General features: G+C 50.3%; 11 protein-coding genes. 6 read left to right on the forward strand and 5 right to left on the reverse strand.

Annotated elements, in window-relative coordinates:
• Positions 1 to 10: 10 nt before the first annotated feature.
• The 4 genes from OGV79_RS17270 to OGV79_RS17285 all read right to left on the reverse strand — a co-directional run bounded on the left by OGV79_RS17270 (position 11) and on the right by OGV79_RS17285 (position 6,761).
• Positions 11 to 1,291, reverse strand: a complete 1,281-nt coding sequence (locus OGV79_RS17270; RefSeq protein ID WP_047463093.1) for an ATP-grasp domain-containing protein — start codon at positions 1,289 to 1,291, stop codon at positions 11 to 13.
• On the reverse strand, positions 1,278 to 2,288 hold the full coding sequence (locus OGV79_RS17275; protein WP_200075726.1) for a hypothetical protein: 1,011 nt from the start codon (positions 2,286 to 2,288) through the stop codon (positions 1,278 to 1,280). Before OGV79_RS17275 ends, OGV79_RS17270 begins: the two co-directional genes overlap by 14 nt.
• 66 nt (positions 2,289 to 2,354) lie before the next feature.
• Positions 2,355 to 5,714 (reverse strand): O-linked N-acetylglucosamine transferase family protein, encoded by a 3,360-nt coding sequence (locus OGV79_RS17280; protein WP_275166010.1) that lies wholly within the window; start codon positions 5,712 to 5,714, stop codon positions 2,355 to 2,357.
• A 174-nt stretch (positions 5,715 to 5,888) separates the two neighbouring features.
• Positions 5,889 to 6,761 carry a flagellin N-terminal helical domain-containing protein gene (locus OGV79_RS17285; RefSeq protein WP_058669293.1) on the reverse strand — a complete coding sequence of 291 codons (873 nt, stop codon included), beginning with the start codon at positions 6,759 to 6,761 and terminating at the stop codon, positions 5,889 to 5,891.
• Positions 6,762 to 7,098: 337 nt separating this feature from the next.
• Between OGV79_RS17285 and fliD the strand changes: the two genes are divergently transcribed.
• From fliD to amyA, 4 genes are all read left to right on the forward strand, one after another.
• On the forward strand, positions 7,099 to 8,526 hold the full coding sequence (gene fliD, locus OGV79_RS17290; RefSeq protein WP_153257670.1) for a flagellar filament capping protein FliD: 1,428 nt from the start codon (positions 7,099 to 7,101) through the stop codon (positions 8,524 to 8,526).
• Positions 8,527 to 8,535: 9 nt separating this feature from the next.
• Positions 8,536 to 8,946: a flagellar export chaperone FliS gene (gene fliS / locus OGV79_RS17295; RefSeq protein ID WP_012131915.1), complete on the forward strand. Its 411-nt coding sequence runs from the start codon at positions 8,536 to 8,538 to the stop codon at positions 8,944 to 8,946.
• Positions 8,946 to 9,308, forward strand: a complete 363-nt coding sequence (fliT, locus tag OGV79_RS17300) for a flagella biosynthesis regulatory protein FliT (RefSeq protein ID WP_012131914.1) — start codon at positions 8,946 to 8,948, stop codon at positions 9,306 to 9,308. Before fliS ends, fliT begins: the two co-directional genes overlap by 1 nt.
• A 68-nt stretch (positions 9,309 to 9,376) precedes the next feature.
• Complete coding sequence (amyA, locus tag OGV79_RS17305; RefSeq protein ID WP_200075724.1) at positions 9,377 to 10,864, forward strand: alpha-amylase; 1,488 nt, start codon at positions 9,377 to 9,379, stop codon at positions 10,862 to 10,864.
• Between the two features lie 80 nt (positions 10,865 to 10,944).
• On the opposite strand, the gene yedD is transcribed toward amyA, so the two are convergent.
• Positions 10,945 to 11,358: a lipoprotein YedD gene (gene yedD, locus OGV79_RS17310; protein ID WP_110494111.1), complete on the reverse strand. Its 414-nt coding sequence runs from the start codon at positions 11,356 to 11,358 to the stop codon at positions 10,945 to 10,947.
• A 186-nt stretch (positions 11,359 to 11,544) separates the two neighbouring features.
• Between yedD and yedE the strand changes: the two genes are divergently transcribed.
• Both yedE and yedF read left to right on the forward strand, forming a co-directional pair.
• Positions 11,545 to 12,750 carry a selenium metabolism membrane protein YedE/FdhT gene (gene yedE, locus OGV79_RS17315; protein ID WP_012131911.1) on the forward strand — a complete coding sequence of 402 codons (1,206 nt, stop codon included), beginning with the start codon at positions 11,545 to 11,547 and terminating at the stop codon, positions 12,748 to 12,750.
• On the forward strand, positions 12,747 to 12,980 hold the full coding sequence (yedF, locus tag OGV79_RS17320) for a sulfurtransferase-like selenium metabolism protein YedF (protein WP_000790504.1): 234 nt from the start codon (positions 12,747 to 12,749) through the stop codon (positions 12,978 to 12,980). The genes yedE and yedF overlap by 4 nt, the downstream gene beginning before the upstream one ends.
• Positions 12,981 to 13,009 lie beyond the last annotated feature (29 nt).

Genomic DNA, 13,009 nt, shown 5'->3' on the forward strand with positions numbered 1-13,009 from the left:
ACAGGCTCTCTTAGCGCAAATAAAACTCAACGGCATCAACATCCAGAACGAGCACATCTTTCAGCGTTCGGACATCCATCCGCTCAGGAAAATAGTTATCAATAAACAAACTGTTTGGCTGTATATATTCTGACTTTCGCTCTCCAGAAGTCAGATGGATGACCTCATCGAAAAGGTTCAACGCAACCCCTGCGCACATAAGGGTTTCTTCAGGTTTTTGCGCATGGCGAGTAATCAGCGTAATGGCTTTTCCCTGCGCCCGACTCTGGTATAAAAACGCCATGACGGCAGGTACCGCAAAACCATCGATAATGAGGGTGTCGTCAAGATCGACATAGATTCGCTGATAGTTGAGTTCACTTCGCGTTCGGGACACAATGGCCCGATCAACGATACCGACACTCATTTCCGGGAGAGCGACAACATCGCGTCCCATAAAGTCATGGATAGCCATAAGCGGTAAATTCACCCCTCTGGCACGCTGAAAAACCATTGCGCCAGCAATCCTGCAGGCCACCTCCAGCAGTTTCCATTTCCCTGTTCTGTCGCGTTTTAGCTGTACAAACCAAGGGCCACGAAGCGCCAGTCGCGCATTTATCGTTTCGACAATGTCGGTTATTTCATCGTCAAGAACGACCTCTCGTGAACGCATGCTGATACCCGCCCGAACACGTTCACGGGTACGAGGCCCAGCCCAAATCAAACGGCGGTTTCGGTCAGTGAAACAGTCGACGGTGATCTCCTCTCCCGGCAGATATTCCACCACGATCGCCTGCGCGACGGATTCAATCGCCTGTTCCAGAGACAGGCGGTTATTTACTCGCTGTACACCATTTCCCCCCTGTCCACAGTCTGGTTTTACGATCGCCGGCCAGTCGTCAATTGTTGCAAGATCGCAGTATCGATGAGGGACCCAGTGGCAATCGTCAAATAGGGCATAGGTAGCGCTTTTATAACGTAGCGTCTCCGTTACCTGACGATCGCCATTAACCAAAAAGTAGTGCTGCCGGGGTTCATTAAGTTGTGCAAGTTTTAACGCGACAGAATCATGCGTAGCGAAAACGACATCAATCTGCTTCTCTTTCACCAGTCGCAGAAATTGCGCGTCGAAGTCGTCAGCATGAATATTGGGCATATCACCGGCATAATCGGGAAAACGAAACTCCCCGTGATCGCTTACGCTCGATGCCCCCAGCAGCAGACCAATATGGACGGAATAGCGCAGCGCGCTATAAATCTCACCCGCATTCTCTGCACCGCAAGGGAAAATAAGGACATTAATTTTTTTCATCAGAACCTTCCCCGGTATATGAGAGATACGCAATCACAAAATCTGCAAGAGATTGCATTTCATCCAGCCCATAACGATGGTCCACAGGCAACGGTAGGATGTGTCTGATGTAACGGTGTTCAATCGAATCGACACTCACTCTTTGCAAGGCATCAAGCCAGTAAACAGGAATAAAAATTCGGCGCTGACGAAGCGCTTCGCGCAGATTTTCATTTTCAGTCAGTAGTGGGTAGCAAAGCGGGCCGCATTCTGGCCTGGCAGGTAAATTTAGCGCATTGATACAGGCAAGACGCTGATACAGGTACTGGTAATTTTCAAGGCGTCGCTGCTCACAGGCTTGATAATCGATCCCAGCTAATAAACGATGAGTCAGCATAGACATGCCTTCCCCCGGTAGTTCCTCCAGCGTTTGCTCTGCCTGTCGGTAGGCGGTGTAGCCAGCCTCTGCGCCCTGCGCCAGGCGAATAAGAAGATGCCCAGTGCGCTGAAGAGAACCTGATTCCTCTGTCGGAGGGATATCCACCTGTATTGCACCAGCCAGCATCCCGCCATCGGGAACGCCGAAAAATTTCCTGGGTGAGTAGATCGTTGCCAGACCGGGTTGCGGCGCGGAGAAAAAGGCCTGAGAGTGATCCCAGACGATCTGCTGTGGATTAAACCGTTCCATGAGCGACTGAGCCAGGTTATCGACGAGGCCAAAATAGTTAACCGCAAGCACCCAGTCACCGTTTTCTGGCTGAAGATCGTCCGCAGGAGCAAACGCGGCGTCCAGAGAATAAAAACGTACGGGAATGCCTAACGTTTCGGCAGGCGATAGCATTGCATTGCAGATCCAGCGCGGCATCCAGAGTGCTGAAGGTTGCCCTTTTTTCAATAGAGCATAAAAGGCCGCACGCGCAGAACTGAAACACTGTGCATCAGAATACAACGTCTGGCTTATTAACGCCGTTTCGAGGGGGAAATATCCACCTATAGCATCAGTCAATGTGTTATTCACTCTCTTCCCCCACCAGCCCTACATAACCTCTTCGCCGTAAATGCCTCACTCACACCAGTTCGCCCATTATGTATCGCTATTAATCACCACTGGCGCAGGCGGCAACCCCTGACAATAACGCTGCCAGATAATCTCCAGCGCCCGCTCGAAATAAATGGCTTCTCGCACCTGAGATACACTCTTCTCTTTCAGGCGAGAGCGCAGCGACTGGCGCAACTCAGCCAACGCATGGGTTTGTTCAGACAACAAAACCGCCTTAGCGATGTACTGTTCTTTGTCAACGGCCACAAAATCCTGCAGCCCACAAAAATTCAGCCCGGCACTGCACTGCCTGGAAGCGATGGTGTCCCCGGCAATAGTTAATGTAGGAACACCCATCCAGATCGCATGCCAGGTCGTCGTCCCCCCGGTATAAGGAAAGGTATCCAGCAAAACATCAATGTCGTTATGTAATGCCAGATACTCATGCAGCGACATCTTTTGCCTGAATAGCAACCGTTCCTCATTAATGCCCTGCTCTTTAAACAACATTCTGAAATGGTTAACCATATTGCTGTCAGACATATAGCCGATAAGCAAACGCGCATCAGGTATGCTGTGCAAGATCTTGCTCCAGATGCGAACAACCTCATCATTGATTTTTTTCGGGCGATTAAAGCTGGCAAAAGTGATAAAGCCATTTTTCAGCGCAGGCAATGGGCCAACATCAGGGCTCTCTTTATTCGGATGGAACTGCTGAACCGCTGGAAGATAAATTAATTTTTCAACAAAGGCAGAATCCAGAACGCCCGGTTCCGCAAAACGACTATCAATAAGGTAATAATCTACCGTCGCCATTCCCGTGGTTCCGGGATAACCGATCCAGGAAAGTTGGACAGGTGCTGGTTTTAACGCAAAAGCCGGCAAACGGTTATAACCAGTGTGCCCGGAGAGATCGACAAGGATATCAATTCCATCCCTTTTAACCTGCTCAGCAAATTCGAGGTGGCTTAGATGTGTGACTTTTGACCATACGCAGGCACTCTCCATCAGTCGCTCGGTTACCTCATCCTGTAGTGAAGAGTTCTGGTAACCGTATATTTCAAAGCGATCGCGATCCAGCGAATACCAGACCGGCGCGAGAAAATTCGTCACCGGGTGGCGGCCAAAATCTCCAGAAACAAATCCGATACGTAAGCGAGATTTCTCTTCGCGCGTATGAGTGATAGTAAACGGCTGTTTACTCGCCCAACGTTCAGCGGCCAGGCCAAACTGCTTATGTTCTTCCAGCAGATCCTGCGCTGTAAGCTCTGTGCTGTGCGTCAGTCCAAACAGTAAGTTGGTGAAGGCATTAAAATTACCCGGCTCCAGCTCGACCACACGGCGTAAATAAGGGATCGCCTCGCTCATTTTTGACTGATCACCAAGGATCGTTCCCAGATTCTCAATAATGCCCGCAGAACGCGGTTCTATCTCTATTGCTTTACGCGAACACATTTCCGCCAGCGTATATTCCATCATTTCACGATGAAGAGAACTGAGAAGATCCCATGCCGCAGCATATCCAGGTTCGGCGCGCAAGATCGCCCGTGCCAGGCGCCCTGCTTGCCAACGCCAGTTTTTACGATAAAAAATAGCGGAGAGCTCATAAAAAATACGCCAGCTACTCGACTGCAACGAAAGCAACGACATACTGGCTTTCAGCCCGGCGTCATAATCGGAAGTACGCAAATAAAAATTCGCCAGAAGATAGTGCACATGGACATTATCTGGTCTCTGTGCAACCAACCGCTCAATGTTCGCACGCGCCTGCTGGAATCTGCCTTCCTGCATTAACTTTTCTAACTGTCGATGAAAAGCCTCTTCCACCGGGGCCAAAGCCGGCATGGATGTCTTTTTCTTGCCCGGCGTTGCTATGGCGGAAGGTAAAAAGCCGCCGTTGGCCTCCGTACCGGAATAAAGAATCAGCGAGAAAACAAGGGGCCAGGTTTCTTCAGCCGGAAAATGGCCGATAAGCTGCTGCAAAAAAGCCCGCCAGGCTTTGGGAGCAGCCGCCACCATCCCCTTCTTAACCAGACTAAACAAGATTTGCGCATTCTGCGCCGTTACCACCGGCGTCGGAGCAGACATCGCCGACAGCTCTTCGTCATTCAGTTCTACAGTTTCATGCCAGCGGTTAATGGCATATTTACCTCTTGTCGCCGCCACCCACTGTGCCGGCGCCGCCTGGCAGGTATCGTAAACGCTCTTATCCAGAGAGAAATGTAAGTCAGGTAACCCTTTCAAAAAAAGAGCCGACAGTGACTGGCTGATATCCTCCCGCCATGCTTTATCCTCTAAGTCGGGCTGACGAACGTTATAAACGAGCTGTTCGAAAGTGAGGCTTGAGGGCCAGCCGTCGCCGAGAGCATCAAGGAGAGCCAGCGTAGCGATATCATCCGTAGAGACAGGCGTTTCGCTATTTGCGGTTAACGTGTTGAGAATCCTTCCTTGCAGAGACTGACGGCGAAAACTTCCTGCCCAACGCAGATCTTTCAGTTTCGTCAGGTCCGGCAACACAGACACCGTTTGCGCATTGTCGCTATGGGTCAACAGGCTAAAACGCGTGCCGCGATTCACTGCAAAATCAAGATACTGTTGGATCAGAATTTTGTTATTGAGTGGACTGAGCACATTGTGTAGATGTTGGATCTTTTCATCATAATGCGCCGCAAGCTCTGTCCATGGTAGTAAGTCGCCGACATAAGCCAGGCCAAAAGTCTCGATCACACCCGCAAACTCAAGCAAGTAACGGTACTCGTTTGGTGTTTGCAAAAGGCTATGGCTAATCAGCAAATCTGATAATGTATCGCTATTTTTTAAAAACGCAGCCTCTCCGGTGACGCCGTTTAGCTTTAACCAGCTTAACATTGCCCGGGAACTGGCGATTTGCGTTTCGATATCATTCGCCAGACTGCTATGAATTTGTACCGCGTCGCGAATAATCTCGTTTATTTTTGCACCAGGATGGCATTCCCATTCAATGGCAATACAACCCTGAGGGCTTAAATGCTGTTGGCAAAACGCAAGGAGTTGGTCGCGAATATCATTACTCAACCAACTAAAGCTGCCATGAATAATAATATAATCATATTCACCGATATCCTGGCTGAGTAAGTCATCAAGAGAAAGTGAAAAAAGTGCCAGGTTATCCGGCGCACTGCCCAGTAGAGCCTGTTGCGACGAAAGAGAGTTTTCGCTCTCAAGCTCCACGCCGACAAAGCGCGAGTTGGGATACATCAGCGCCTGCGAATACAGTGTATAACCTTCCCCTGCGCCCAGTTCAAGCACTCTGGCGGTATCAAGGACAGGCGTTGTCACGCCATACAAATGGTTAACAGCCCTGATATGGCCCGGGGTGGAATAGCAAATGCTGTAGCTCTTATCTGACTCTGTAGGCAATCCCAAAATTAATGCTCCCGCCGGTAATCTCTTTACAGTAATGACCAGATTTACAGTACAGGAGTGGGATATTTTTAATGGCGTAAGAAGAGACTTAATTTTTGCTTTATTCGTGGTATCTGCGCGGGAATAAAAAAACCAGTCCGAAGACTGGTTTTATAAAGAGGCTGGTCCGTGCGATTAACGCAGCAGGGACAGAACAGTCTGCGGAACCTGGTTTGCCTGAGACAGTACAGAAGTACCAGCCTGCTGCAGGATCTGCGCGCGGCTCATATTGGAAACTTCAGTTGCGTAGTCAGCATCCTGAATACGAGACTGTGCAGCAGACAGGTTGGTTACGGTGTTGTTCAGGTTAGAGATGGTGGATTCGAAACGGTTCTGAATCGCACCCAGGTCAGAACGCTGAGTATCAACAGCTTTCAGTGCAGTATCGATAGAGGACAGCACGTCAGTAGCCAGAACGTCGAAACCTTTGGTGGTAACGCTACGCGTTTCACCAGAAGCAAGACCCGTAGTAACACCAGCAGTACCGGTTGAATCAAATTTGTTCCAACCGCTGTTGCCATTAATGGTGATGTCGATTTTCTGAGTGTCGTTAGCGCCAACCTGGATAGAGATAGTTGTAGCAGAGCTAGTACCTGCCAGGATTTTGATGCCGTTGAACTGGCTCTGGCTGGCAACACGGTTGATTTCGTCCAGACGCTGGTTAACTTCAGACTGAATGGAGTCGATGTCAGAACCAGAGTTGGTGCCGTTCTGAGCCTGAACAGCCAGCTCACGGATACGCTGCAGGTTGTTGTTGATTTCGTTCAGAGAACCTTCAGCAGTCTGAGCAATGGAGATACCGTCGTTAGCGTTACGCGCAGCCTGAGTCAGGCCTTTGATGTTAGAAGTGAAACGGTTAGAAATCGCCTGACCAGCAGCATCGTCTTTAGCGCTGTTGATGCGCAGACCAGAGGACAGACGCTCGATAGCCGTGCCCAGAGCAGACTGAGATTTGTTCAGGTTGTTCTGAGTGGTCAGTGACATCAGGTTAGTATTGATAACTGCCATAATTTAATTCCTTCAAAAATGGGTTCTAAGTTCGGTGCCGAACACTCACGGCGTCTCTCACCGTCAACAAGGGTATCGGCGCAACTTCACAGTACTTTAGAAATAAACGACAAAAACTTTTAACTAATTATTTTTAAAGGTAATTAAATGCAGTTTTCACATTTTTTAGAATCAAGAACACGATTGTTTGGTATAAAAATAAAACAAAAACAATCCCTCTATATGCCCTTCTCACCCCGCCCTTTTCTGCCGATTATTTTTTTACGGTCAATGTAAACTTTCACCAAAAGTTGCCGATACAGAGAGCTGTACACCCAAGACTTTAAGGAAAAAAGACATGCCTACTATTAGTAACCTGGGGGTTGGCTCTAATCTGGATCTGACGACGCTCTACAACCAATTGGAAGCTGCTGAAAAAACAAAATTAACATCAATTACAACTCAGCAGACAAACTATAACGCCCAGTTGAGCGCGTACGGTAAGTTACAAAGCGCATTAACCAATCTGCAGACTGCCACTGCGGCATTGGGTAAAACAACAACCTGGAACTCGACAACCGTTAGCAGCACTAACACGGCATTCACTGCCACAACAACCAGTGAAGCTACTGCCGGAAGCTACACAGTCAACGTGAGTCAGGTTGCCAAAGCACAGGTATTGATGTCCGGCAAGATTGACAGCAACACAACAAAACTGGGCGAAACAACGACGAACGGTACGCGCACAATTACGATTACGCAGCCGGGAACCAAAGATCCTTTAGAAATTACATTGTCGGATTCCGACACCAGCCTGAACGGTATTGCGAAAGCCATTAATAATGCCAATGGTAACGTCTCCGCCACGGTAATGAAGGCTTCTGACGGCGACTATCGTCTGATGCTGACATCAAAAACGACGGGTACGGACTCAGACATGACCGTAACGGTAACCGGTGACGACACGCTCCAGCAGGTTATCGGTCACGATGCTTCAACAAATGCGCTAACCGAGCAGACCGCATCGCAGAACGCAAAACTGACAGTGAACGGCGTCGAACTTGAACGTTCAAGTAATATCATTTCTGATGCGCTGCCAGGCGTCACGTTGACGTTGAAGAATAAAAGCACCGCCGACGAAACGCTGGAATTAACCCGTGCAACAGAAGAGAACAGCAAAGCAATAAATGACTGGGTAACAGCCTATAATGCGCTACAGTCAACCATCGCCAGCGTGACGAAGTACGTCAAAGTTGAGCAGGGCAAAGATCAGTCAGCAACTAACGGTGCGTTAATGGGCGACACCAACGTGCGTTCCATTCAATCGCAATTACGCAGTCTGCTGACGGATGTACAAGGCGGCGCTTACGCCATTATATCTCAACTGGGTATTACTCAGGATCCGGTGACCGGCGCCGACGGTTCGACAGGTAACCTGAAAATAGACAGCACTAAGCTAACGAAAGCATTAACTGATAACCCACAGGCGGTTCAGGAATACTTTATCGGCGATGGCAAAACGACAGGTTTTGCTACAGAAATGAACAATATGTTGACCAAAATGCTGGATACCTCCGTCGATCAATCCGGGGTTATTAAAAACGCGCAGGATGGCATCAACAAAACGCTCAAGACATTAGAACAGCGCTATGACGCGATGGAAGCCTCCATAGAAGCAACTATGGCGCGCTACAAAGCACAGTTCACCTCACTGGATAAGTTGATCAGTCAGATGAACAATACTGCAAACTACCTGACACAGCAGTTTAGCTCATCCAGCAGTTAAGGAACTGATATGTATAGTAAAAGTGGTGTTCTTTCCTACCAAAAAGTCGGGGTGGAAAGTGCGGTAATGAGTGCCGACCCACACCAACTGATTGTTATGCTTTTTGACGGAGCACTAAGCGCTCTCGTCAGGGCACGACTATTCCTGGAGCAGGGAGAACTGTTATCGAAAGGTGAAGCGCTGTCAAAAGCGATCAATATTATTGATAACGGCCTCAAGGCGGGACTCAACATGGACGTTGAAGGAGACCTTTCCCGCAATCTGGCATCACTTTACGATTACATGATACGTCGTTTGTTACTGGCCAACTTACATAACGACGTCGAAGCTATCATTGAAGTAGAGGGATTGCTAACCAATATCGCTGATGCCTGGAAACAGATTGGCTCACCGGTTTCACCCGTTCAGGATACCCTTTGATGACTAACTTCATCCCGTCACTTACCGACTGGCATGCCCTGCATGCCCTTAGTATCACAATGTTGGATCTCGCTCATTCAGGGAAATGGGATGAACTGATTGAGCAGGAGATGAATTATGTGCAACTGGTAGAAGGTATTGCACGTAACCCCATCTCTCCCGGCAATACATTTCTGATAAACCAGGCAAAAGAGATCCTGAATGCCGTACTCCGTAACGAGGCTGAGTTAAAAACGCTGTTGCAGCACCGTATGGAAGAGCTACGTCAGCTTATAGACCAGACCGGAAAACAGCAGTCCGTCTCCACGACATACGGGAACCTGGCGGGAAATATTCTGTTCCCCAGTAACCTGAATCAATAATTTTTATCCACCTGTGAAAAATCATCCATACTCCAGAAGTTGGCCTGACGGCTTCTGGAGCACGGAAGATGAAAAACCCCACGCTATTGCAGTACTTCCACTGGTATTACCCTGACGGCGGCAAGCTCTGGCCAGAACTGGCTGAGCGCGCTGGCGGCCTCAATGATATCGGCATTAATATGGTCTGGTTACCGCCCGCCTATAAAGGCGCGTCCGGCGGGTATTCCGTAGGTTATGATTCGTATGACCTGTTTGATCTGGGTGAGTTTGATCAGAAAGGATCTGTCGCCACAAAATATGGCGACAAAGCGCAGCTGCTGGCCGCCATTGAGGCGCTAAAGCAAAATGACATTGCGGTTTTGCTCGACGTGGTCGTCAACCACAAAATGGGCGCGGATGAAAAAGAGGCCATTCGCGTACAGCGGGTCAATGAAGATGATCGCACGCAAATCGATGACGAGATCATCGAATGTGAAGGCTGGACGCGTTACACCTTCCCTGCCCGCGCCGGTCAATATTCGCAGTTTATCTGGGATTTCAAATGCTTCAGCGGTATTGATCACATCGAAAACCCGGACGAAGACGGCATCTTTAAGATCGTCAACGACTACACTGGCGACGGCTGGAACGACCAGGTCGATGATGAGATGGGTAATTTCGACTATCTGATGGGCGAAAACATCGACTTTCGCAACCATGCGGTCACCGAGGAGATCAAATACTGGGCGCGTTGGGTAATGGCGCAAACCCATTGCGACGGCTTCCGCCTGGATGCGGTCAAACACATTCCGGCCTGGTTTTATAAAGAGTGGATAGAACACGTCCAGGAAGTGGCGCCAAAGCCGCTGTTCATTGTGGCGGAGTACTGGTCTCATGAAGTGGACAAGCTACAAGCCTATATCGATCAGGTGGATGGAAAAACCATGCTGTTCGACGCGCCGCTACAGATGAACTTCCACGAAGCCTCTCGTCAGGGGCGTGATTACGATATGAGCCAGATTTTCACCGACACGCTGGTGGAAGCCGATCCTTTCCATGCCGTAACGCTCGTGGCAAATCACGATACCCAACCGTTACAGGCGCTTGAAGCGCCCGTTGAAGCCTGGTTTAAGCCGCTGGCCTATGCGTTGATCCTGTTGCGGGAGAACGGCGTACCGTCAGTGTTCTACCCTGATCTCTACGGCGCACATTACGAAGATACGGGTGGCGACGGCGAAACCTACACCATTGATATGCCCGTTATCGAACAGCTCGATCAACTGATTCTCGCGCGCCAGCGTTTTGCCCACGGCATCCAGACGCTCTTTTTCGACCACCCCAACTGCGTTGCCTTTAGCCGTAGCGGTACAGACGACGCCCCTGGCTGCGTGGTCGTACTTTCCAACGGCGATGACGGCGAGAAGACCATTACGCTAGGTGAAAATTACGCCAACAAGACCTGGCGTGATTTTTTAGGCAATCGGGAAGAGCGCGTAGCCACCGATGAACAGGGTGAAGCCACGTTCACCTGCAACGGCGGCTGCGTCAGCGTATGGGTCATTGAAGATGTGCTGTAAGAACAGGAGAGAACACCGGCCGGGTAAGCGTTAGCGCCCCCGGCATCAACATGATTACCGCCAGCGTTTACCGAAAATGTTTACGGTAACTGACTCGCGAGCGGATGTTTCGATAAATAGTCGGCGCATTCGGTCGTGGGTCGGTCCACGCGTTGCAGCGTCATACCATCATATTCCAGCGTGTTCCCTTCGCGCTCAATCTCATAGAGTTCGCGCTTCACCGTAACGTTGGTTAAATCACCGGAAAGCAGCGTCAGTTTACCCGGCAGGGCAATCACCCGCTGCCACTGACGGCAATCCAGGGTATCCCCCTCTTTGGTCACCACCAGACTGGCTATCGCCTCAGGGCTTACCAGTTTGCGCTGAGGGCCTTTTGACTGCCAGTGTCCTTCCAGTCCGGCTGGCGCTGGCGTCTTCACCACATCGTTATAATTCTGTACCTCTGCACATCCGGTAAGGACCAGAAATGCGCCAACGATCGCTATTTTTTTCATCATTCATCCTGCATGCGAAGAAAACAGGATTGTGGCATTAAAGCCCTGATGTCGCCAGCCTTTCAGGGCCAACAAGTAATATTGATCCAGTCGATATTACTTCTTATTAGTAGTAGGCAAAAAATCTGATCGGTGTACTATCCGCTCTTCTTTTATTTTCCTTCTGAGTTCAGAGGCTAAGAAAGCATGTCATGGCAACAATTCAAACAAGCCTGGTTAGTTAAATTCTGGGCGCCTGTCCCTGCGGTTATCGCAGCAGGTATTCTCTCCACTTATTATTTCGGTATCACCGGTACGTTCTGGGCTGTTACGGGCGAATTCACCCGCTGGGGTGGACAAATCCTCCAGCTGTTTGGCGTTCATGCTGAAGAGTGGGGTTACTACAAGCTAATCCATCTGGAAGGCTCCCCTCTTACCCGCATCGACGGGATGATGATCCTCGGCATGTTCGGCGGCTGCTTTGCCGCGGCACTGTGGGCCAACAACGTTAAATTACGTATGCCGCGCAGCCGTATCCGCATTATGCAGGCGATTATCGGCGGGATGATTGCCGGTTTTGGCGCGCGCATGGCGATGGGTTGCAATCTGGCGGCCTTCTTCACCGGCATTCCACAGTTTTCTCTTCATGCCTGGTTCTTTGCGCTGGCAACCGCCATCGGCTCCTGGTTCGGCGCACGCTTCACGCTACTGCCCATATTCCGTATCCCGGTCAAAATGCAGAAAGTCTCCGCTGCCTCGCCGCTGACGCAGAAGCCGGATCAGGCGCGCCGCCGTTTCCGTCTGGGGATGCTGGTCTTTATCGGCATGATCGGCTGGGCGCTGCTGACGGCGATGAACCAGCCAAAACTGGGGCTGGCCATGCTGTTCGGCGTGGGTTTTGGTCTGCTGATTGAACGTGCGCAAATTTGTTTCACCTCGGCCTTCCGTGACCTGTGGATCACCGGTCGCACCCATATGGCGAAAGCCATCATCTTCGGGATGGCGGTGAGCGCTATCGGAATTTTCAGCTACGTGCAGTTAGGCGTGGAAGCGAAGATTATGTGGGCTGGCCCGAACGCCGTTATCGGCGGTCTGCTGTTTGGTTTTGGCATCGTGCTGGCGGGCGGGTGTGAAACCGGCTGGATGTACCGCGCCGTGGAAGGTCAGGTGCACTACTGGTGGGTAGGTCTCGGCAACGTTATCGGCTCCACTATTCTGGCATATTACTGGGATGATTTTGCCCCGGCGCTGGCAACCCGTTGGGACAAAGTGAATCTGCTCGACACCTTCGGCCCGCTGGGCGGCCTGCTGGTCACTTATCTGCTGTTGTTTGCCGCGCTGATGCTGATAATCGGCTGGGAAAAACGTTTCTTCCGTCGCTCCGGGTTAACCCCTGCTAAGGAATCCGCATGAAAAATATCGTTCCTGATTACCGTCTTGATATGGTCGGCGAGCCCTGCCCTTACCCGGCCGTCGCCACGCTGGAAGCGATGCCGCAGTTAAAAAAGGGAGAAATTCTGGAAGTGGTGAGCGACTGCCCGCAATCCATCAATAATATTCCGCTGGATGCGCGCAATCACGGCTATACGGTGCTGGATATTCAGCAGGATGGCCCAACAATTCGCTATCTGATTCAGAAGTAATCATTTGCCGGATGACGGCGCAAGCGCCT

It is taken from the genome of Citrobacter sp. CK185, assembly GCF_030333565.1.
GTDB classification, from domain to species: domain Bacteria; phylum Pseudomonadota; class Gammaproteobacteria; order Enterobacterales; family Enterobacteriaceae; genus Citrobacter_B; species Citrobacter_B koseri.

Bases quoted from the DNA above. Each gene is read 5' to 3' on its own strand.
- fliS (WP_012131915.1), top strand. From the start codon at position 8,536: ATGTATAGTAAAAGTGGTGTTCTTTCCTACCAAAAAGTCGGGGTGGAA.
- amyA (WP_200075724.1), top strand. From the start codon at position 9,377: ATGAAAAACCCCACGCTATTGCAGTACTTCCACTGGTATTACCCTGAC.
- fliD (WP_153257670.1), top strand. From the start codon at position 7,099: ATGCCTACTATTAGTAACCTGGGGGTTGGCTCTAATCTGGATCTGACG.
- yedE (WP_012131911.1), top strand. From the start codon at position 11,545: ATGTCATGGCAACAATTCAAACAAGCCTGGTTAGTTAAATTCTGGGCG.
- OGV79_RS17285 (WP_058669293.1), bottom strand. From the start codon at position 6,761: ATGGCAGTTATCAATACTAACCTGATGTCACTGACCACTCAGAACAAC.
- yedF (WP_000790504.1), top strand. From the start codon at position 12,747: ATGAAAAATATCGTTCCTGATTACCGTCTTGATATGGTCGGCGAGCCC.
- yedD (WP_110494111.1), bottom strand. From the start codon at position 11,358: ATGAAAAAAATAGCGATCGTTGGCGCATTTCTGGTCCTTACCGGATGT.
- fliT (WP_012131914.1), top strand. From the start codon at position 8,946: ATGACTAACTTCATCCCGTCACTTACCGACTGGCATGCCCTGCATGCC.
- OGV79_RS17270 (WP_047463093.1), bottom strand. From the start codon at position 1,291: ATGAAAAAAATTAATGTCCTTATTTTCCCTTGCGGTGCAGAGAATGCG.